This window comes from Microbacterium aquilitoris (genome assembly GCF_031932285.1).
Taxonomy (GTDB): Bacteria; Actinomycetota; Actinomycetes; order Actinomycetales; family Microbacteriaceae; genus Microbacterium; species Microbacterium aquilitoris.
The window spans coordinates 1,004,327-1,023,305 of the sequence record NZ_JAUZVT010000001.1 but is presented as its reverse complement, the minus strand read 5'-3'; the positions used below and the strand labels follow the sequence as shown (position 1 = coordinate 1,023,305).

At 71.5% G+C, this 18,979-nt stretch carries 19 protein-coding genes; 7 read left to right on the top strand and 12 right to left on the bottom strand.

Going from position 1 to position 18,979, the window contains the following annotated elements; all coding sequences use genetic code 11:
• Window position 1: 1 nt before the first annotated feature.
• Window positions 2–397 (bottom strand): PLD nuclease N-terminal domain-containing protein, encoded by a 396-nt coding sequence (locus Q9S78_RS04955; RefSeq protein ID WP_018186876.1) that lies wholly within the window; start codon window positions 395–397, stop codon window positions 2–4.
• Between the two features lie 84 nt (window positions 398–481).
• On the opposite strand from Q9S78_RS04955, the gene Q9S78_RS04950 reads away from it, so the two are divergent.
• Entirely contained in the window at window positions 482–799 is a 318-nt protein-coding gene (locus tag Q9S78_RS04950; RefSeq protein ID WP_311869202.1) for a DUF4229 domain-containing protein, read from the top strand.
• A 3-nt stretch (window positions 800–802) separates the two neighbouring features.
• On the opposite strand, the gene Q9S78_RS04945 is transcribed toward Q9S78_RS04950, so the two are convergent.
• Genes Q9S78_RS04945 through Q9S78_RS04935 form a run of 3 tightly spaced genes read right to left on the bottom strand, consistent with a single transcriptional unit; the run spans window position 803 to window position 3,882 of the window.
• Entirely contained in the window at window positions 803–1,783 is a 981-nt protein-coding gene (locus Q9S78_RS04945) for a 1,4-dihydroxy-2-naphthoate polyprenyltransferase (protein ID WP_311869199.1), read from the bottom strand.
• Window positions 1,784–1,794: 11 nt separating this feature from the next.
• Window positions 1,795–2,970, bottom strand: a complete 1,176-nt coding sequence (locus Q9S78_RS04940) for an AMP-binding protein (RefSeq protein WP_311869198.1) — start codon at window positions 2,968–2,970, stop codon at window positions 1,795–1,797.
• Window positions 2,971–2,979: 9 nt separating this feature from the next.
• Complete coding sequence (locus tag Q9S78_RS04935) at window positions 2,980–3,882, bottom strand: 1,4-dihydroxy-2-naphthoyl-CoA synthase (RefSeq protein WP_020098061.1); 903 nt, start codon at window positions 3,880–3,882, stop codon at window positions 2,980–2,982.
• A 95-nt stretch (window positions 3,883–3,977) separates the two neighbouring features.
• Between Q9S78_RS04935 and Q9S78_RS04930 the strand changes: the two genes are divergently transcribed.
• Window positions 3,978–4,391 carry a hypothetical protein gene (locus Q9S78_RS04930; RefSeq protein ID WP_018186871.1) on the top strand — a complete coding sequence of 138 codons (414 nt, stop codon included), beginning with the start codon at window positions 3,978–3,980 and terminating at the stop codon, window positions 4,389–4,391.
• Window positions 4,392–4,398: 7 nt separating this feature from the next.
• Here Q9S78_RS04930 and Q9S78_RS04925 read toward each other — a convergent pair whose 3' ends face one another.
• A complete protein-coding gene (locus Q9S78_RS04925; protein WP_311869195.1) occupies window positions 4,399–5,160 on the bottom strand; it encodes a hypothetical protein in 762 nt (253 codons plus the stop codon).
• A gap of 59 nt (window positions 5,161–5,219) precedes the next feature.
• Here Q9S78_RS04925 and Q9S78_RS04920 point away from each other — a divergent pair, with 59 nt between their 5' ends.
• On the top strand, window positions 5,220–6,113 hold the full coding sequence (locus tag Q9S78_RS04920) for a zinc-ribbon domain-containing protein (RefSeq protein ID WP_028497479.1): 894 nt from the start codon (window positions 5,220–5,222) through the stop codon (window positions 6,111–6,113).
• 2 nt (window positions 6,114–6,115) lie between these two features.
• On the opposite strand, the gene Q9S78_RS04915 is transcribed toward Q9S78_RS04920, so the two are convergent.
• The 5 genes from Q9S78_RS04915 to Q9S78_RS04895 form a co-directional block, all read right to left on the bottom strand.
• A complete protein-coding gene (locus Q9S78_RS04915; protein WP_020098058.1) occupies window positions 6,116–6,370 on the bottom strand; it encodes a hypothetical protein in 255 nt (84 codons plus the stop codon).
• A 25-nt stretch (window positions 6,371–6,395) separates the two neighbouring features.
• A complete protein-coding gene (locus tag Q9S78_RS04910; RefSeq protein WP_311869192.1) occupies window positions 6,396–6,965 on the bottom strand; it encodes a hypothetical protein in 570 nt (189 codons plus the stop codon).
• A complete protein-coding gene (locus Q9S78_RS04905; RefSeq protein WP_116228192.1) occupies window positions 6,962–7,399 on the bottom strand; it encodes a hypothetical protein in 438 nt (145 codons plus the stop codon). Before Q9S78_RS04905 ends, Q9S78_RS04910 begins: the two co-directional genes overlap by 4 nt.
• Before the next feature lie 69 nt (window positions 7,400–7,468).
• Entirely contained in the window at window positions 7,469–8,980 is a 1,512-nt protein-coding gene (arfA, locus tag Q9S78_RS04900) for an arabinosylfuranosidase ArfA (RefSeq protein WP_020098055.1), read from the bottom strand.
• Between the two features lie 216 nt (window positions 8,981–9,196).
• Window positions 9,197–10,210 (bottom strand): LacI family DNA-binding transcriptional regulator, encoded by a 1,014-nt coding sequence (locus Q9S78_RS04895; RefSeq protein ID WP_116228191.1) that lies wholly within the window; start codon window positions 10,208–10,210, stop codon window positions 9,197–9,199.
• A gap of 76 nt (window positions 10,211–10,286) precedes the next feature.
• Here Q9S78_RS04895 and Q9S78_RS04890 point away from each other — a divergent pair, with 76 nt between their 5' ends.
• Complete coding sequence (locus tag Q9S78_RS04890; RefSeq protein ID WP_020098053.1) at window positions 10,287–11,099, top strand: DUF1206 domain-containing protein; 813 nt, start codon at window positions 10,287–10,289, stop codon at window positions 11,097–11,099.
• 55 nt (window positions 11,100–11,154) lie between these two features.
• Entirely contained in the window at window positions 11,155–12,141 is a 987-nt protein-coding gene (locus Q9S78_RS04885) for an o-succinylbenzoate synthase (RefSeq protein WP_311869188.1), read from the top strand.
• Window positions 12,142–12,161: 20 nt separating this feature from the next.
• Here Q9S78_RS04885 and Q9S78_RS04880 read toward each other — a convergent pair whose 3' ends face one another.
• Window positions 12,162–12,752, bottom strand: coding sequence for a TetR/AcrR family transcriptional regulator (locus Q9S78_RS04880; RefSeq protein ID WP_018186861.1), 591 nt, complete (start codon window positions 12,750–12,752; stop codon window positions 12,162–12,164).
• Window positions 12,753–12,859: 107 nt separating this feature from the next.
• On the opposite strand from Q9S78_RS04880, the gene Q9S78_RS04875 reads away from it, so the two are divergent.
• Together Q9S78_RS04875 and Q9S78_RS04870 are read left to right on the top strand one after the other, a co-directional pair.
• Window positions 12,860–15,745, top strand: coding sequence for an MMPL family transporter (locus Q9S78_RS04875; protein ID WP_311869185.1), 2,886 nt, complete (start codon window positions 12,860–12,862; stop codon window positions 15,743–15,745).
• A complete protein-coding gene (locus Q9S78_RS04870; protein WP_311869182.1) occupies window positions 15,742–18,045 on the top strand; it encodes a YhgE/Pip family protein in 2,304 nt (767 codons plus the stop codon). Before Q9S78_RS04875 ends, Q9S78_RS04870 begins: the two co-directional genes overlap by 4 nt.
• A 60-nt stretch (window positions 18,046–18,105) precedes the next feature.
• Here Q9S78_RS04870 and Q9S78_RS04865 read toward each other — a convergent pair whose 3' ends face one another.
• Window positions 18,106–18,975: an alanyl-tRNA editing protein gene (locus tag Q9S78_RS04865; RefSeq protein WP_311869180.1), complete on the bottom strand. Its 870-nt coding sequence runs from the start codon at window positions 18,973–18,975 to the stop codon at window positions 18,106–18,108.
• Window positions 18,976–18,979: the final 4 nt, after the last annotated feature.

Here is an 18,979-nt window from a genome sequence, read left to right as displayed (position 1 = left end):
GTCAGGACCGCGAGCCGCGCGACTGCTCGTCGCTGTCGTCCTCGGCGGGTGGATCCGCCGGACGGTCACGCGGGTCCGGCGCTTCGGAGTCGAGCGCGGCGAGCTCCTCTTCGAGACGGCGGATGCGGTCGTCCTGGTCGCTCGACGTGCCGATGCGTCCGAGGAAGTCGGGGTCGTCGTCGGGCGCCCTGAACACGACCCGGCTCGACGAGGCCCGCGACCGCCCGATGACGAACCACAGCACACCGCCCACGACCGGCAGCAGGATCACGATGAGCAGCCAGATCGGCTTGCTGACACCGCGATGCCGTGTCGGCGGCTGAACCGCGCAGTCGACGATGCTGTAGACCCAGAAGGCGGCCAGCAGCAGCGCCAGAACGAGGTACACGCGCGCCATCCCCCCATCCTAGGCGCGCTCCCCCGGACCGAGGCCGCCGCGCACCGACGCCGACCGCACAGCCGGCGGCCGTAGAATGTCCGCATGCGTGCCCGGTCCGCCTTCGTCTACGCGCTGCTGCGGCTGCTCGCCTTCTTCGTCCCCTTCGGGGTCATGATGCTGTTCCCGGTGCTGCGCGAGCAGTACTGGCTCGCGGCCATCTTCGCGGCCCTCATCGGCCTGAGCCTGTCGGTGCTGTTCCTGCGCCGTCCCCTCGACGAGGTCTCCGTCGGCATGGCCGAGCGCCGAGAGGCGCGGCGCCGGACCGACAGCGACGAGGCCGTCGAAGACGCCTTCCGTGACGAGCACGATCCGGATGCCGCGGCGACGCCGCAGCCGGCATCCGACGACTCCGCCCGCTGAGCCTCAGACGGCGACGTACGCCCAGAGGATGAAGCCGCTCCAGGCGAGCGACGCCAGCGAACTGAGCTGCAGCGCGACGATCAGTTCGCGCGCCGTGCGGTAGGTCCAGACGATGAGCGTCGCCGACAGCGTCGCCAGGAGGACCAGCAGCGACAGCCACGCCACCGGGTAGAACGGTGCGACGATGGGCACGGTCGCGAACGGCACCAGCATGAGCACGGTGTAAAGCACCTGCGATGCGCGCTTGCCGATGAGCACCGTCAGCGTGCGCTTGCCCGCCACGCGATCCTGCGCGATGTCGCGGAGGTTGTTGGTGACGAGCACACCGCACGCGAGCGCTCCCACCCCGATCGAGGGGATCCACGACTCCTGCGGCACCGATCCGGCCTGCACGAAGGTCGTCCCGATCGTGGCGACGGGCCCGAAGAAGACGAAGACGAACACCTCGCCGAGGCCCGAGTAGCCGTAAGGCCGCTTGCCGCCGGTGTAGAACCACGCGGCGACGATGCACACCGCGCCCACCGCGAGCAGCCACCAGTGCTGCGTGCGGATGACCACGGCGATGCCGACGAGCGCGGCGATCGCGAAGAACAGCAGGGCGGCGATCAGCACGGCGCGGGGGGTGACGCGGCCCGACGCCGTGAGCCTCGCGGGGCCGACGCGGTGGTCGTCGGTCCCGCGGATGCCGTCACTGTAGTCGTTGGCGAAGTTCACCGCGATCTGCAGCGAAACGGCGACGGCGAGGCAGCAGAGGGCGAGCACCCAGTGGAAGCCGCCGCCGACGGCGATCGCCGCGCCCGTGCCCACCAGGATCGGGCTGATCGCGAGGGGGAGCGTCCGGAGACGGGCCGCCCCGATCCAGTCGCGAGCGGTCACCGGCGAGGGCTTCGGCGGCGCCGACGACACGCGCGCCTTCGCCGGGTTGCCTCGCGGCGCCGAGCGCTTCGCGGCGGGCTTGCGGGGGGTCTTTCGGGATGCGGCCACGAGCAAGGATCTTATTCCCCGCGCGGCGTGGGCTCCTCGTCGTCCGCGAGCAGTCGGCGCAGAAGCGCGCGATCGGGCTTGCCGGTCGAAGTCATCGGCACCTCATCGAGCACGAGCAGCTCACGCGGTCGCGCGGGTGCCCCGATCGCCTCGGCGACGACCTGTCGCACGTCGTGGAGCACGTCGGGCTCGGCCCGGCCCCTGAGCGCGCGGCGCGCCAGGACGACGACGGATGCCTCACCCCACCGCTCGTCGCGCGTCGGCACGACGACCGCGCCCTCGAGACCCTCGAGCGCCCGGACGGCCTGTTCGACGCGGTCGAGCGAGACGTTCACGCCGCCCGAGACGATGACGTTGTCGCGACGTCCCGTGATGCGGAGGACGCCGTCCTCGAACGACCCGGAATCGCCCGTGCGGTACCAGCGCGCACCGTGGCCGTCGCGGACGAACGTGTCGGCCGTCCGCTCGGGATCGCCGAGGTAGCCGTCGGCCAGTGTCGGACCGCCGAGCTGGACCTCGCCGTCCTCGACACGCAGCCGCACACCCTCGAGCGGACGCCCCTCGTAGACGCATCCGCCGCTCGTCTCGGTCGACCCGTAGGTGCGGACGATGCGGGCGCCGAGCGCGGCGGCGCGGTCGGCGAGCGCGGGCGGCAGAGCCTGCCCGCCGACGAGCACGGCGTCGAACGAGGCGAACGCGCGGGCGACCGCGGCATCCGTCTCCCCTGCCTCGACCAGGGTCTGCACCTGGGCGGGGACGAGGGACGTGTAGGTCGGGACGCGGTGTCCGCCCTCGCTGGCGGCCATCGCCGAGGCGGCCGCCGTGAAGGTCTGCGCCGTGAAGGAGCCGGCCAGGATCGCCGGGTCGCGACCCGCGACGAGCGCTCGCACCATGACCTGGACGCCCGCGACGTAGGTCGCGGGGAGGGCGAGCAGCCACGAGCCGCTGCCGATCCGGTCCGCCGTCGCGAGCGCCGACGAGGTCAGCGCCGACCGGCTGAGCGCGACGGACTTCGGGTACCCGGTCGAGCCGCTCGTCGTGACCACGACGGCCGTGCCCGCGGGGACGTCGGTCGGAAGATCGGATGCCGCGCCGAGAGCGACCGCCGGTCCCGCGCCGAGCACCGCGGCACGGAGCGCGCGGAGCACGTCACGCGGATCCGCGGAATCGAGGCGGCTCAGCTGCATGGCGCGGACTCAGTAGTGGTACGGGTACGGCGACCAGTCCGGATCGCGCTTCTCGAGGAAGGCGTCGCGCCCTTCGACGGCCTCGTCGGTGCCGTAGGCGAGGCGCGTCGCCTCGCCGGCGAACACCTGCTGGCCGACCATGCCGTCGTCGATCGCGTTGAACGCGAACTTCAGCATGCGGATCGCGGTCGGGGACTTGCCGAGGATCGTCCGCGCCATCGAGATCGCCTCGCGCTCGAGGTCGGCGTGCGGGACGACGCGGTTCACCGCGCCCATCTCGTACGCGCGCTCGGCGGAGTACTCCTCAGCGAGGAAGAACACCTCGCGCGCGACCTTCTGACCGACCTGGCGAGCCATGTACGCCGAGCCGTACCCGGCGTCGAACGATCCGACGTCGGCATCCGTCTGCTTGAACTTGCCGTGCTCCGCGCTCGCGATCGACAGGTCGCAGACGATGTGCAGCGAGTGCCCGCCACCCGCCGCCCAGCCCGGGATGACGGCGATGACGACCTTGGGCATGAAGCGGATGAGGCGCTGCACCTCGAGGATGTGGAGCCTCCCCGCGCGTGCCGGATCGGGTGTCGTCGCGTCATCCGCGGCGTACGTGTAGCCGTCTCGGCCGCGGATGCGCTGGTCGCCGCCGGAGCAGAACGCCCAGCCGCCGTCCTTCGCGCTCGGGCCGTTGCCCGTGAGCAGCACGACGCCGATCTTCGGGTCCTGCCGCGCGATGTCGAGCGCGCGGTACAGCTCGTCGACGGTGTGCGGCCGGAAGGCGTTGCGCACCTCGGGACGGTCGAACGCGATGCGGGCGATCCGCCCGTCGATCGAGACGTGCGCGGTGATGTCGGTGTAGTCCGCGGCGCCGGGCGCCTCGGTCCACTCCGACGGGTCGAAGAGCTCGGAGACGGTCACCCGGCCAGCCTACGCGCGGGCCCCACGGGCGGTCCGATCGTGCGAAGCTTGTAGGGCGGTCCTCACCCCCGACGAGGCCGCGGAGGGACCCCCGCATGAAGATCACGAGATCATCCGACTGGCGGGACGCTCTTCCGTTCGAGGTACCCGTCCTCGCCGCCGAGGCCGTGCCCGGCGAGCCGACGCGCTGCGTCAGCTGCCCCGCCGGCAGCGAGCCGCTGGAGCGGACCGAACTGTGGGCCGTCAAGCACCGGCATCCCAACAACCACGCCGGATTCGTGCGCTACTACTGCGCCGAGCACGCCCCCAAGACCGCCCCGCCGCCCCCGCCGTCGGTCGCCCGCCCGGGCAAGGCCCGCGGCACCGCGCCGAAGCCGCGTCTCGAGCGGACCGTCGCACCGAAGCGTCCTGCGGCCTCGCTCGATGTCGTCCGCGCCATGTGCCCGAACTGCTTCGTCGAGGTCTCCGCGACCGGCGAGTGCGGGATGTGCGGCCAGCAGGTCGCCTGAGCCGGAATCAGGGCTCGGTGACCGTCGCGCGCGCGGCGTTCGACAGCCACCACGACTCGAGATGATCGACCACGGCGGCGGGGAGCAGACCCGACGCCGTCGACGACAGCCCTTCTGATCCGTCGGCGAGTCGGACAGCGCGGTACAGCAGGACATCGGTATTGGCGACGACTAGTCGAAGATGCGGTTCATCGCCTTCGAAGAGGTCTTCGCTCCGCCGGTCGCCCTCCGTCGATTCGATCACGCCGTCACACGACTCGACCAGGTCCACCAACGGGGCCGCAGCAGCGTCCGCAGCCGACGCGAAGCGCCATGAGGAGAGAACGTAGGCGGCCATGGATCCCCTCTCCGTCTTCCCGGTGACGCGGGCCGAGAGCTGTTCAGTCGCTCCGGCGGCGAACATGTAGTCCACCGGTTCCGAGTTGGCGGGGTTGTCGCCGATCGCGACCGTACACACCTCCGTGGACGGCCCGGGCAGCGTTCCTGCGGGAGTACACGCGCCTTTCCCGCGCGTGTAGCCGTGGGACGTCGACGTCATCTGGATCATGTCCTCACCCACCGGCGTACCGTCGAGGGCGTTGGCGAAGGGGGCGTCGAAGGGGATCTCTCGAGTGCACGAAGCCTGCTCCGCCGGCTGGGCGATCGTGGGAGTCGGCGCAACGGAGCGTGGTTGTTCCGACTCGAGGCCATTCGTCGACACGCACCCGGTCAGGATGACAGCGAGCACAGCGAGCACAAAGACGATGGGAAGGCCTGGGAGTGATCGCATCTCGCCAGTATGGTGCCCGAGCCGCGTGACGTGTCCGCCCCCTCCCCTACCGTCGACCCGTGACGGAACCGGTGCGGTGGTGGTGGGAGCGGCGGCAGTTCTCGCGCGGCACCGATGTCCCCTACGCCGTCGGCACCTACCGATCGGCGTGGGCAGCGTACCCGGAGCTCGTCCGGCAGTACCACCCCGACCTCAACGGTGGCATCGTCCTCTCGCAGATCCCGCCCGCCGCAGACGTGCTGCTGTGCTGGGAGTGCTCCGCCGGCCATCGGTTCGCCGCGACGCCGACCGAGCAGCGCGAGCGTCCGGGGCGCGTGCGACGGCGGTCGGCCTGGTGCCCGGAGTGCTCGGCGCTTGCGGCGCCCCGCCCCGTGAGGGTTGTCGAACGCATCGACGCGGGCGCGGTCCTTGCCGCCGTGCAGCAGGCGAAGGCGGTGCGGATGCCGGTGGCCCCCGCTCAAGCTTCCGCGCGGAAGCGCGCGGTGCCGGCCATCTGCGAAAAGACCCCGGACCTTCCCGCGGGCGAGCCGTTCGTCAGCGCGTGCGCTCCCCCGCCGGCATCCGCTGCCGAAGCCCGGCTGCGCGCGGATCTGACCGCGGCGATGCTGTTCACCGAGGGGATGACGGCGGTCCGGGTGGCGCGACCATTCTTCCGCCATAGGGAGGTGTGGCCCGACATCCTGCTCCCCGAGCTGCGGGTCGCGGTCGAGTACGACACCCCCGGGCGCCACGGGCTCGAGCACGTGGGTAAGCGGGAGGCTTCCGATCGGCGCAAGGACGCGCTCCTGCGCACCGCGGGGTGGGAGGTCGTGCGCGTGCGCACGGGAGGGCTCGAACCGCTGGGGCCGCATGACGTCGTCCTCCGGACGGCGGGCACGCGAACCGTTCCCACGATCGTCGACGCGCTCCGCCGGATCCGGGGTGACCTCGTGGTCGACGCGTACCTGCGGTGAGATCAGGCGTACGCGCGATGCACGTGCCAGTGGTCGCCGTCGTCGTAGATGTCGAAGACGAAGGCCTCCCCGCCGTGGTCGGTCGCTTGGAACCGCCATGCGCGAGCGGCCGACGCGGGCAGTGCAGGCCACATCCCTCGACCGAGGCGGGTGGGGGTGTCGGACACGGTCCACCGCCGGCCGCCGAAGAACATGCGGGCGGGCACGTCATCGACGAACCACAGCGTCAGATCGTGTTCGAATGCCCGGGCTTCCATGAGACCCAGATTAGAACATCTGTTCTCATCCGTCGAGCCACACCTTCGAATCAATGTCCTGCTCCCAGCTGATCACGTGGGCCCGGTGGAGCGGCACCGCTCCCGGCGCGAGGACGTGGGGGATGCCGTGGAACCACGCCCCGCTGACGCCGCGACGCACCATCTCCTCGAGCCAGGCACGGTTCGCCGCGGGCACCTCCATGGCCGACGTGAACGATGCCGGATCGAACGGTGCGACCTCTGCCGGCTCGATCGGGTCGCCGACCGCCGAGACCGTCCGGTCGAGGACGACCGTCCCGTGCGGCAGGTCGTCCGCCGGGATCGCCCAGAACTCCGCCCGCGGCAGCTCTCTGCCTCGGATCTCGCGCCACGCCCGCCAGATCGCGTGAGGGTGGACGGGACTCAAGAACACGACCTCGGTCCACCCCCTGCCGAGGCCCGGGATGACCGTGTCACGCAGACGTCGGCGCTCCGGGGTGTCGTCGTACTTCGACATCGCCCGCCCGTACGCCGCGGGGTCGATGTCCGCCAGATCGGATGCCGGGACGAGCACCTCGCCCACGAGATCGACGCACTGTTGGAAGACGAACCTCACGTCGCCGACCGAACGCCGTCGAAGGGCGTGATCGTCCGCCACGTGCCGCCCTCGTCGAACAGGAACAGGCGGAGGGGAGTCGAGCCGAGCATCGGGTCACCGGCGGCATCCCCGTACGGATAGGTGCCGCACGCGTCCGCGGTCGAGGCGACGCGAATTTTGTCGCCGGCCGCGATGTCACCCTTCTCGGCCACGTCCACGGTGACGAGATACACGTTCGTGTCGTACTCCATGATCCGCGTCGTGCCGTCCGACTCGACCGAGCTCGTCACCACGACCGCCTGCGATCCGGCGGCGCGCTCCTCGTCGGTCTCGTACGACACCCACGACGCACACGCCTGGACCTCCACGAAAGGGAGCCGGACACCGTCGCATCCGGCGAGCGCGACCCCCAGCACCACCAGCCCGACCGCGATCGTCGTTCGTCGCCGCATCCCGCACCCCCTGCCGAGGAGTGTCCCATCCGGGGACATCGTCTCGCCAGGGGTGCGGAACGGCAGAACTCAGCCGAGCGCGACCGCCGTCCACGACACCGGCGGGAGCGTGATGGTCAGGGTCCCGTCATCGACGCGGGCCGACTCGTTCGGCCGCGGGGCGACGCGCTCGCGGTCGGCGAGGGTGTTCTTCGCGTAGACGTCGTCGTCCGAGAGGGTGTGCGTCTCGACGATCGAGCCGGCACCGAGCCCCGTCACGTCGACGGTGACCTCGATCGACTCGGTCGTGCTGCGGTTGACGAGGAAGACGGCGCTGCGACCCGTGGCGTCGTCGTGCGTCGCAACGGCATCGACGAGCGGCACCTCGCCGAACGCGGCGGTCTCGTAAGACGGCGCATCGACGAGGACCCGCATCGCGTCGCCCTGCGCGAGGCGCGAGGTGATCGAGAAGGGGAAGAACGTCGTCTGACGCCAGGCCGGGCCGCCAGGCTCGGTCATGATCGGCGCGATCACGTTGACCAGCTGCGCGAGCGAAGCGCTGGCCACCCGGTCGGCGTGCTTGAGCAGCGAGATCATGAGGCCGCCGAACACCACGGCATCCACCACGGAGTACACGTCCTCGAGAAGGCGCGGCGCGACCGGCCAGTTGTCGATGCCGTCGATCTTCTCGACGTTCTCCCACCGCGACAGGTACCAGACGTTCCACTCGTCGAACGAGATGTCGATCTTCTTCGACGACCGCTTCACGGCGGCGACGTGGTCGGCCGTCGCGACGACGGTCTCGATGAAGCGGTCCATGTCGACCGCCGAGGCGAGGAAGCTGCCGATGTCGCCGTCCTTCTCCTCGTAGTACGCGTGGCACGAGATGAGATCGACATCGTCATAGGTGTGCGACAGGACGACGCGCTCCCATTCGCCGAACGTGGGCATCGTCGCGCCCGACGAACCGCAGACGACCAGCTGGATCGACGGGTCGAGCTGCCGCATCCCCTTCGCGGTCCGCGACGCGAGCTTGCCGTAGTCCTCGGCCGAGCGGTGCCCGAGCTGCCACGGACCGTCCATCTCGTTGCCCAGGCACCACATGCGGATGCCGAACGGGTCGGTCGCGCCGTTGGCGACGCGCTGGTCGCTGAGCGCAGTGCCCGAGCGGATGTTGCAGTACTCGAGCAGATCGATCGCCTCGAGCGTGCCGCGGGTGCCGAGGTTGACGGCCATCATCAGGTCGCTGCCGACCTTGTCGAGCCACGACGAGAACTCGTGCAGGCCGACCTCGTTCGTCTCGGTCGAGTGCCAGGCAAGGTCGAGCCGGCGGGGCCGCTCGTCGACGGGACCGACCGAGTCCTCCCACCGGAAGCCCGACACGAAGTTGCCGCCGGGGTAGCGGATCGTGTCGACCCCGAGCTCCTTGACGAGGTCGATGACGTCCGTGCGAAAACCCTCGGCATCCGCTGTCTCATGACCCGGCTCGAAGATGCCGTCGTAGATGTGGCGGCCGAGGTGTTCGACGAAGCCGCCGAAGATCTTGCGGCGGACCTCCCCGATGGGCGATGCGGCGTCGACGGTGAGGCGTGCGGAGGTCATGTGGGGCGTCCTTGTCCGGGAAGGTAAACGTTGTAAATCATGATGGCGACGCGGATGCCGGGCGTCAAGGCCTCCGCCCCTCCGACCGCGTCGACGGATGCAATGGATCCGACGCGACACGCCGGGCTCGGCCCACGAGAGGCGGCGTGGCGCGCAAGAACTCTTGCATCCGCGAACGCCAGGCCCGCGCACCACGCGCCGCGCCGCCGACCGCGATCAGCGACGCCCCGGCGCCGACTCCCGCACACGCAGCGTGAATTCGCCCGACTGCACCCGGTGAGGGATGTCGGATGCCGCGGCGACGCGACCGAGCAGGGTGTCGACCGCGGTCTGTGCGATCCACCGTCGGCCGGGATCGATCGTGGTCAGGGAGGGGATCGAGTACTGCGCCTCGTCGAGGTCGTCGAACCCGACCACGGCGACGTCGTGAGGCACCCGGAGTCCCGCCTCCTGCAATGCGCGGATGGCACCAAGCGCGAGGGTGTCGTTGAGCCCGAAGACGGCGTCGAAGGCGACGCCACGGGCCACAAGGTCGCGCACGGCGTCGGCTCCTCCCGAGCGGTCCCAGAAGCGCGTGGCGACGATCAGCTCGGGGTCGAGCGCGACCCCGGCCGCCGCCAGCGCGGCGCGATGCCCCTGCAGGCGAAGACCCGCCGCGCCGTCGGCATCGCCGTCGTGGGCGCCGAGGACGGCGATGCGACCCCTGCCCGCGTCGAGCAGATGCGCCGTCGCCGCCTGTGCGGCCTCGGCGTTCCGCATCGTGACGTGGTCCAGCGGCGCGTCGAACACCCGCTCCCCGAGCAAGACAGTCGGGTACGCCCCCGGGCGCGCGGCGAGGTCCGCCGCATCCAGACCCAATGGACTCATGATCAAGCCGTCGGTGAGACCGAGGCGGGGGCTCCGCAGCAGCTCGCGCTCACGCTCCCGCTCGCCGCCGGTCTGCTCGACCAGGACGACCACGCCGCGCTCCTCGGCTCGTGCGATGACCATGCCGGCGAGCTCGGCGAAGTAGCTGAGCGCGAGATCGGGGACGGCGAGGGCGATGGCGCCCGTTCGGCCGCTCCGGAGGTTGCGCGCCGTCAGGTTCGGCGTGTATCCGAGCTCGGCGACCGCTCGCTCGACGTTCCGGCGGGTATCGGGTCGGACGTGGGGGTGACCGTTGATGACGTTCGAGACCGTCTTGATCGATACACCAGCCAGCCGCGCGACGTCGTGCAGTGTCGGTGTCATCCGGCCCTCCTGGGCGTCACTGTACCGCGCGCGCAACCCCCGCGCGGACCGGCGGCGGCGTCACTACGCTGGCGCGATGAGCTCCTCAGCCAAGACCGCAGCACACGGCGCGAAGAACAGCAGGGCGGTGCACGTGCTCGCACGAGCGGGCTTCGCAGCGAGCGGCGTGGTCCACATCATCGTCGGCCTCATCGCTGTGTCCCTCGCCCTGGGACTCTCCGGCGGAGGGCAAGCCGACCAGTCGGGAGCCCTCGCCCAGCTCGCGGCCGCCCCCGGAGGCGTGTTCCTGCTGTGGGCCGCCACGATCGGCCTCGCCGCTCTGGGGCTCTGGCACCTGTTGAGCGCCTTCCTCGACCGCAGTGCCTCCGACGGCAAGGAGCGCGCGCTCCACATCGTGAAGAACGCGTCGAAGGGCGTCGTCTACCTCGTCATCGCGTTCAGCGCCGGCACCTTCGCGGCCGGCGGATCCACGAGTTCGGCCGGGTCGACCCGCTCGCTCACCGCGGATCTCCTGTCGACCCCGGGCGGCGTGTTCCTCGTCGTCGCGATCGGCCTCGTCGTCATCGGCATCGCCGGGTACCTCGTCTTCAAGGGCGCGACCCGCCGCTTCGAGCGGGATCTGACTCTGCCGTCGGGCACGGCCGGCCGGGGCGTCCGGATCCTGGGCACGGTCGGATACATCGCCCGAGGTGTCGCATTCGCCGGCGTCGGCGTGCTGTTCCTGGTCGGTGCGGCGACGAACGACCCCGAGAAGTCGACCGGTCTCGACGGAGCACTGCGGTCATTCGCCGAGCTCCCCGCGGGCAAGATCCTCCTCGTCCTCATCGGTGCGGGCTGGATCGCATACGGCGTCTACGCCTTCTTCCGCGCCCGCTACACCCGCCTCTGACGTGCGGTCGTCGAACCTTCCGCACGACGACGCCCGCGCGGGCCAGGATGGGGTCATGCATCTGCCCTCGCTCGCCGACCTCCGCGCGAGCGCGCGCGTCGTGTCTCTCCCGCTCCACACCCGGTTCCGCGGCATCGACATCCGCGAGGCGATGCTCTTCGAAGGCCCCGAAGGGTGGACCGAGTTCTCGCCGTTCACCGAGTACGGCGATGTCGAGTCGGCGTCGTGGCTCGCCGCGGCGATCGAATTCGGCTGGCAGCCGACCCCGGCAGCGCTGCGCGACCAGATCGGGGTGAACGCGACGGTGCCGGCGGTGGCCGCGGCATCCGTCCCCGATGTCCTGGCGCGATTCGACGGATGCCGGACCGCGAAGGTCAAGGTCGCCGAGCCCGGTCAGGTGCTGGCCGACGACGTCGCGCGGGTGCGCGCCGTTCGCGAGGCGATGGGTCCTGAGGGGCGCATCCGCATCGACGCCAACGGCGGGTGGAACCTGGACGAGGCGGAGAACGCCGTCCACTCGCTCGCGGCGTTCGACCTCGAGTACGTGGAACAGCCCTGCGCGACGGTGGCCGAGCTCGCCGAGCTGCGCGGACGCATCCGGTACATGGACATCCCGGTCGCCGCCGATGAGAGCGTGCGCAAGGCCGACGACCCGGTCGCCGTCGCGCGGGCCGGCGCGGCCGACCTGCTCGTGATCAAGGCGCAGCCGCTCGGCGGGGTGCGGCGGGCCCTGTCGGTCGTCGCCGAAGCGGGGCTCCCCGCGGTCGTGTCGAGCGCCCTCGACACCTCGGTCGGCCTCGCCATGGGGGTCGCCCTGGCGGCATCCCTCCCCGAGCTGGAAGTCGACTGCGGATTGGGGACGGCGTCGCTCCTCGCGGCGGACGTCACCGGCGAGCCGCTGCGGCCCGAGGGCGGGATGCTGCCCGTCCGCCGCGTCGTGCCCGATGCCGCGCTGCTCGACGCGCACGCCGCGACGCCGGAGCGCCGGGACTGGTGGCTCGCCCGCCTGGAGCGGTGCCACGCGGTCCTGCAGGCCGGCTGACGATCCCCAGGAGATCCGGGTCAGCCGACGAGGAGCGGCACGAGCTGCTCGAGCCGCGACTGCATGGCCCGGTTCGCCTGACGCTCCGACAGCCGCTCGAGTGCGGCCTGCACGCTGCACTGCTCCGAGACGTCGAGGAGCAGTTGGGCGGCGTCGGCGACCGTCATCCGCAGGGGCAGTCCATGCCGTTCGCTCACGTCGCCGACGATCGTCTCGATGCGTCGCAGCATCTGCGCGCGCCACGAGAGGAACGCCTCCGCCAGACGCGGGTCGCGGAGCGCCTGCGTGCGGACCTCGCTGAGCAGCTGCGGCTCCATCCGCTCGGACAGTGACATCGCGGCGATCTGACGGACGAGATCGACCACGTCGCCGCCGCCCGAGAGCGTCTTGACGCGCACCGACACCTCGTCGAGCTTGTCCTCGGACAGCTGCGTGATGAGGGCGAGGAAGAGCTCGTCCTTCGACTCGAAGTTGGAGTAGAACGCGCCCCGCGTGAATCCCGCGCGCTCGCAGATCATCTCGACGGATGCCGCATCGAGCCCGACCTCGGCGAACACCTCGTGTGCGGCTTCGAGCAGGCGCGCACGCGTGTTCTCGCGGCTTCGCGCCATCTCACACCCGCCCTTCAGGATTGGGAGCTGTATTCGGGTCTACGATACACATGTGTATTGGATACAGCGCTGTATCGAAACCGTCCGACTCTGATCCAGGAGCGCCTGTGTCCACAATCCTCTTCACCCTCGGCCGATGGGCCTACCGGCACTCGTGGCGCGTGCTGATCGCCTGGATCCTGCTGCTCGGCATCATCGGCGGCGGTGTCGCCCTCTTCATGAAGGGCACCGACAACTCGTTCACGATCCCCGGGACCGAGGCGCAGCAGGGACTCGAGCTGCTGAACCGCACGTTCCCGCAGGCCAGCGGGGCGAGCGCCCAGCTCATCGTCGTCGCCCCCGACGGCGAGACGGTGAAGGATCAGCCGCTCCGCGGCGAGATCGACGACCTGGTCACCCGGCTCGGCGACATCGACGGCGTCACCTCGGCGACCTCCCCCTTCGACGAGATGGTCACCGGCCTCGTGTCGGACGACGACCGCGCCGCGCTCGTGCAGATGCAGTTCGACGGTACGTCCACCGAGGTCAGCCACACGACCGTCGACGCGGTCGAGAAGGCCGCCGCCGACTTCCACGCGAACCTGCCCGACGGCGCACAGTCCGCGCTCGGCGGCGACCTCTTCGCGGCATCCATCCCGGCACTGTCGATCGTCGAGGTCGTCGGTGTGCTCGTCGCACTGTTCGTCCTGATCGTGACGTTCCGCTCGTTCGCCGTCGCCTGGTTCCCGCTCGTCAGCGCTCTGATCGGCGTCGGACTCGCGATCGCCCTCATCTTCCTTGCAACCGCGGTGACGACGATCTCCGCCACGACCCCCATGCTCGCCGTCATGCTCGGCCTCGCCGTCGGGATCGACTACGCGCTGTTCATCGTGTCGCGACATCAGGACCAGGTCCGCGCCGGCATGGATCCCGAGGAGTCCGCCGCCCGTGCCGTCGGCACCGCCGGATCGGCCGTCGTCTTCGCCGGAGTGACGGTCATGATCGCCCTCGTGGGACTCAGCATCGCCGGCATCCCGTTCCTGTCGACGATGGGCATCGCGGCTGCCGTCGCCGTCGCGGTCGCGGTCGCCGTCGCGATCAGCCTCACCCCCGCACTCCTCGGATTCGCGAAGGGTCGCGTCGTCGGCTGGGGCGGGGGGATGCTGCAGCGCGGCGTCCCGACCCGCCGTCGCCGCGCGGCCGAGGTCGACGCAGCGGCGACCGAGGGCGACGACGCCGCACCCGAGCCCGAGCCGGCACCCGCCCCCGGGCCGGTGGCACCCGCGCGACCCAACCGCTGGGTGATGCTCGTGACGCGGCATCCGATCATCGCGACCGTCGCCGTCGTCGTCGGACTCGGCATCATGGCCATCCCGTCGGCGAGCCTCCACCTCGCACTGCCGAACGCCGGTGTCCAGCCGCCGTCGAGTCAGGCGCGCCAGGCGTACGACCTGAACGCCGAGTACTTCGGCGCGGGGTCTAACGGTCCCCTCGTCATGGCCGGCACGATCGTCACCTCGACCGATCCGCTCGGCCTCATGGACGATCTCAAGAAGGAGGTCGAGGCGATCCCCGGCGTGAAGCGCGTCGCCCTCGCCACCCCCAACGCCACCGCCGACACCGGTCTCATCCAGATCGTGCCGACCACGGCGCCCGACGACCCGGCGACCGCCGACCTCGTGCGCGAGCTCCGCTCGCACCACGACGAGTGGCAGGACGAGTACGGCGTGGATCTGAAGGTCACCGGCTACACCGCCGTCGGCATCGACGTCTCCGACCGGCTCGGGGCCGCACTGCTGCCCTTCGGCATCTTCGTCGTCGGGCTGTCCTTCATCCTCCTGATGATCGTGTTCCGCTCGATCTGGGTGCCGCTGAAGGCGACCCTCGGCTACCTGCTGTCGATCCTCGCCGCGTTCGGCGCCGTCGCCGCGGTGTTCGAATGGGGCTGGCTCGCCGACGCCCTGCACGTGACGCGCACCGGCCCCGTGATCAGCTTCATGCCGATCATCCTCATGGGCGTGCTGTTCGGCCTCGCCATGGACTACGAGGTGTTCCTCGTCTCCCGCATGCGAGAGGACTTCGTCCACGCGGTGCGCGCCCGAGGCGGACGCGCGAACCGCGAGACCGCGATCGCGGCCGTCCGCAGCGGTTTCACCGCCTCGGCCCGCGTCGTCGTCGCAGCGGCCGTCATCATGTTCGCCGTCTTCGCCGCCTTCGTCCCCGAAGGCGACAGTTCGATCAAACCGATCGCCCTGGGCCTCGCCGTCGGCATCGCCGTCGACGCCTTCCTCGTCCGCATGACCCTGACCCCGGCGGTCATGGCCCTGCTGGGCGACAAGGCCTGGTGGATGCCGCGCTGGCTCGAGCGGCTGCTCCCCAAGGTCGACATCGAGGGCGAAGCGGTCGAGCACGAGCGCGCACACGCCGACTGGCCCGAGCCCGACTGGAACGGTGCCCTCGCGGCCGACGACCTCGAGGTGCGGGCCGAGTCGGCCGACACCGACGTCGTGCTCTTCTCGGGCGCGCACGCCCGGGTCGCGGACGGCGGCACGCTTCTCGTGACGGCAGCCGATCCGCACGCCTCCCGCGCGTTCCTGCTGACCGTGGCGGGGCGTATCGCCCCGACCTCCGGCCTGCTGCGCGTCTCCGGTCACCTGCTCCCCGGGCGCGCCGCATGGGTGAGAGCCCATGTTTCCGTCGCCGAGCTGACCGGCTCGGAGTCGCCGCTCGCCGACCTGCGGCGAGCCCTCGCCGGCCGCACCCGGTTCGTCGTGATCATCGGTCTCGACGCCCTCACCGGAGCCGACCGCGATCAGGCCGCCGCCCTCCTCCGCGACGCATCGAACGCCGTCGCCGCGAAGGCCGGGCAGCTCACCGTCGCGGCCTCGGCCCGCGACCTCGGCGCCGCCCGCGAGCTGCTCGCCGACGCCTACCGCCCGAAACCCGACACCCTGCGTCTCGACACCTCCGCCGCCCTCGACGCCGACACCCCCACCCAGGTGATCCCCTCATGACTCTCCCCATCGAACGCGCGCAGACCCGGCGCCCCATCTCGTGGCTCACCCTCCTGGGTGTGCTCCTGCTGCCGGCCGTCATCGGCGGCATCCTCGTCGCTGCCCTCTACAACCCCACCGAGCGGCTCGACGCACTGAACACCGCGATCGTGAACAACGACAAGCCGGTGGAGGTGAACGGCCAGACCACACCTCTCGGCCGCCTGCTGACGGCGGGCCTCGTCGAGGGCTCCGACGACCTGGACAGCAACCTCACGTGGACGATCTCCAACTCGGATGACGCGAAGGAAGGGCTCGAGGACGGCACGTACGACGCGATCGTCACCATCCCGAAGAACTTCTCCGCCGCGGCGACCTCGACCGCTCCCGGCAAGACGCCCGAGCGCGCGACGATCGAACTGACGTCATCGCCCGACTCGCGCATCGTCGACGAAGCCATCACGTCGCAAGTGACCTCGACCGCGGCATCCGTCCTCGGAGAGCGGCTCACGAGCGGCTACCTCGAGAACGTGTTCCTCGGCTTCACGACGCTCGGCGAGCAGCTGGGCAAGGCGGCCGACGGGGCGACCCAGCTCACCGACGGCGCCCAGAGCGCCGCCGACGGTGCTGCCCAGCTCGCCGACGGCGCGTCGACCGCGTCCGACGGCGGGTACTCCCTGGCCGACGGCATCCGCAAGCTGCAGACCGGTGCCGACGGCATCGCGAGCGGCGCCGGCGCGATCTCCGGCGGCGCGTCGGGCCTCGCCACCGGCGCCCACCAGCTCGCCGACGGCGCAGGCGCTGCGGCCGATGGGCTCGACACCCTCGCGGGTGGCGCGGACCAGCTCGCGGACGGCGCTGCCGCCACCTCGCGCGGGCTCGACGAATGGTCCGCGGGCGCGCGGCCGATCGCGGACGGCACGAAGGAGCTCGCCGACGGCCTGGCCAAGGCCGCCGAGCAGACCGCCGCGATCCCCGCGATCCCGTCGGAACTCGTCGACGGGGTGAAGGCCCTCACCGCCAACGGCGAGCAGAACAGCCAGGCCGTGACGTCCATCGTCGACGCCCTGTCGTCCGCCGCGAAGGCGTGCGTCCCCGCGCAGGCGGGCACCGCACTGTGCGACCAGTTGACGGCTGCCGCGGCCCAGGCGACCAAAGCGCTGCCCCAGCTGCAGAACACCGTGGGCGACTCGGAGCAGCTGGCGAAGGACCTCGACGCGCTCGCGAACTTCGGCCCGAACCTGAGCGAGGGTCTCAGCACGTCGGCCGCCGCCGCGAAGAAGCTCGCCGGCGGAATGGACCAGCTCGCCGACGGGGCCGACAAGCTCGCCACCGGCGCGGGCGGGCTCTCGAGCGGCGCGTCAGGCCTCGCGGACGGCGCGGGCACGGCCGCGACCGGCGTGCGGCAGCTCGCCGGCGGTGCCGACAAGCTCGCGGGTGGAGCCGACAAGCTCTCGTCCGGCGCAGGCCAGCTCGCGACCGGTGCGCAGGCCCTCGCCACCGGCGCCGGCACCGCCGCGGACGGCTCGGACCAGCTCGCGGACGGCGTCGGCTCGCTCGCCGACGGCGCCGGCGAACTGTCGACGGGTGTCGGCAAGCTCGCCGACGGCACCGGCGACCTCGCGACCGGTCTCGACAAGGCCGTCGACGGCGTCCCGAGCTACACGAAGTCCCAGGCGGCGGACCTCGCGTCGATCGTCGCGAACCCCGTCGTCGCCGAAGGCGCGGGCACCTCGCTGTTCGGCGCCTCCGCCGTCCCGCTGCTCGCGACGCTCGCGCTCTGGTTCGGTGGGCTGGCATCGTTCATCGTGCTTCGCGCCGTCCCCCGCGCCGCACTCTCGTCGCGCCGCTCATCCGCCGCACTCGCACTGCGCGCCCTCGCCCCCGGAGCGCTGCTCGGCGCCCTGCAGGGCGTCCTGGTGGCCACCGTCGTCCAGCTCGCCGCCGGCTACGACTGGGGCGCCTGGTGGCTCTTCGCCGCGATGTGCGTGCTCGCCGGAGTCGCGTTCGCGGCGGTCAACCACGCCCTCGTCGCGCTGTTCGGCGGCATCGGGCGGTGGGTCTCGGCGCTCGTCGGAGTCATGGCCCTCGCCACCGGGATCGTCTCGACGGTTCCCGGCACGCTCCTCGACGTGGCCGGCCTCCTGCCGACCGCCCCGGCCTACACGGCCATGCTGGCCGCGCTGACGGATGCCGGGGGCGGCGCACCCGCAGCCGTGGGACTCGTCCTCTGGACGCTCGTGGCGATCGGCGCCGGCATCCTCGCCGTCACCCGACACCGCTCCACGTCGGCCCGGGCCGTCCTCACCCAGCCCGCCTGAGCCGGACGCGGCGTCGGGCCCGCAGGGCTCGGCGCCGCCCGGCCGACGGCAGCGCGCGACTCAGCCGGCGAGGCGGATCGTCGTCGTCATGACGAGTTCGAGGCCGCCCGGGACCTCGGTCGACGCGAGCGCCACGGTGATCGCCTCGATCCCCGCCAGGGATGTCAGGTGCGTCCCGCCGCAGGGCAGTTCGACGGCGCCCTCGGGCAGCTCGCAGCGCCAGGTGCGTCGGCCCGCGAGCGTGTGGTCGTCGCGATGGATGCCGATGGCTCCCGGCGCGCCCGCCCACTCGGCGAGGGTCGCGTCGGCGCGCGCTTCGACGGCTCGAAGGTCGGCCAGCGCAGCGGGGTCGAACCCCTTCTTCCGCAGCGATTTGCCGATGCGGTAGACGTCGGTGGAGCCGTACGGGGTGATGCGGGACGTCTGGATGGCGAGCATGTCGAACGCGGGACGACCCGCGGCATCCGTCGGCACCTGCTTCGTCCAGGCGTCCTCGAGCGCGGCGTCCAGGGCGAGGGATGCCAGGTGGCAGGCGGTGTGCCCGGCGGACAGCGCAGCGCGCAGCTCGGGGTCGACGTGAGCGTCGACGCTCTCCCCGACGGCGGGCGCGGCCCCCTCGACGACGTGGACGACGACGAAGGTCCACCCTTCCGTCCCCATGCGGACCGGCAGGTCGGGTCCGATGACGAGCGCGCCGTCGCGGATGCCGCCCGTCAGCGTCGCGAGCACCGGCACGTCGCCCGCGGCCGTCCGCAGCACGCCGATGTCGGCGGGCTGGTCGGGCCACGCCGTGTCGACGGGGTGGAACGGGGTGCGGTCGAGCACGACTCCGGAACGCCCGTCGGGCAACGGCGCGATGTGGACGACGTCGGCCGTTCCCGTGAGCTCCCCGTCGGGGTAGGTCACGACGGTGGCGGGGATGACGGTCACGGGC

Coding starts and splice junctions, on each gene's coding strand:
- Q9S78_RS04870 (WP_311869182.1), top strand. CDS start 15,742: ATGACTCTCCCCATCGAACGCGCGCAGACCCGGCGCCCCATCTCGTGG.
- Q9S78_RS04915 (WP_020098058.1), bottom strand. CDS start 6,370: ATGGAAGCCCGGGCATTCGAACACGATCTGACGCTGTGGTTCGTCGAT.
- Q9S78_RS04880 (WP_018186861.1), bottom strand. CDS start 12,752: ATGGCGCGAAGCCGCGAGAACACGCGTGCGCGCCTGCTCGAAGCCGCA.
- Q9S78_RS04955 (WP_018186876.1), bottom strand. CDS start 397: ATGGCGCGCGTGTACCTCGTTCTGGCGCTGCTGCTGGCCGCCTTCTGG.
- Q9S78_RS04925 (WP_311869195.1), bottom strand. CDS start 5,160: ATGCGATCACTCCCAGGCCTTCCCATCGTCTTTGTGCTCGCTGTGCTC.
- Q9S78_RS04950 (WP_311869202.1), top strand. CDS start 482: ATGCGTGCCCGGTCCGCCTTCGTCTACGCGCTGCTGCGGCTGCTCGCC.
- arfA (WP_020098055.1), bottom strand. CDS start 8,980: ATGACCTCCGCACGCCTCACCGTCGACGCCGCATCGCCCATCGGGGAG.
- Q9S78_RS04885 (WP_311869188.1), top strand. CDS start 11,155: ATGCATCTGCCCTCGCTCGCCGACCTCCGCGCGAGCGCGCGCGTCGTG.
- Q9S78_RS04890 (WP_020098053.1), top strand. CDS start 10,287: ATGAGCTCCTCAGCCAAGACCGCAGCACACGGCGCGAAGAACAGCAGG.
- Q9S78_RS04930 (WP_018186871.1), top strand. CDS start 3,978: ATGAAGATCACGAGATCATCCGACTGGCGGGACGCTCTTCCGTTCGAG.
- Q9S78_RS04895 (WP_116228191.1), bottom strand. CDS start 10,210: ATGACACCGACACTGCACGACGTCGCGCGGCTGGCTGGTGTATCGATC.
- Q9S78_RS04905 (WP_116228192.1), bottom strand. CDS start 7,399: ATGCGGCGACGAACGACGATCGCGGTCGGGCTGGTGGTGCTGGGGGTC.
- Q9S78_RS04940 (WP_311869198.1), bottom strand. CDS start 2,970: ATGCAGCTGAGCCGCCTCGATTCCGCGGATCCGCGTGACGTGCTCCGC.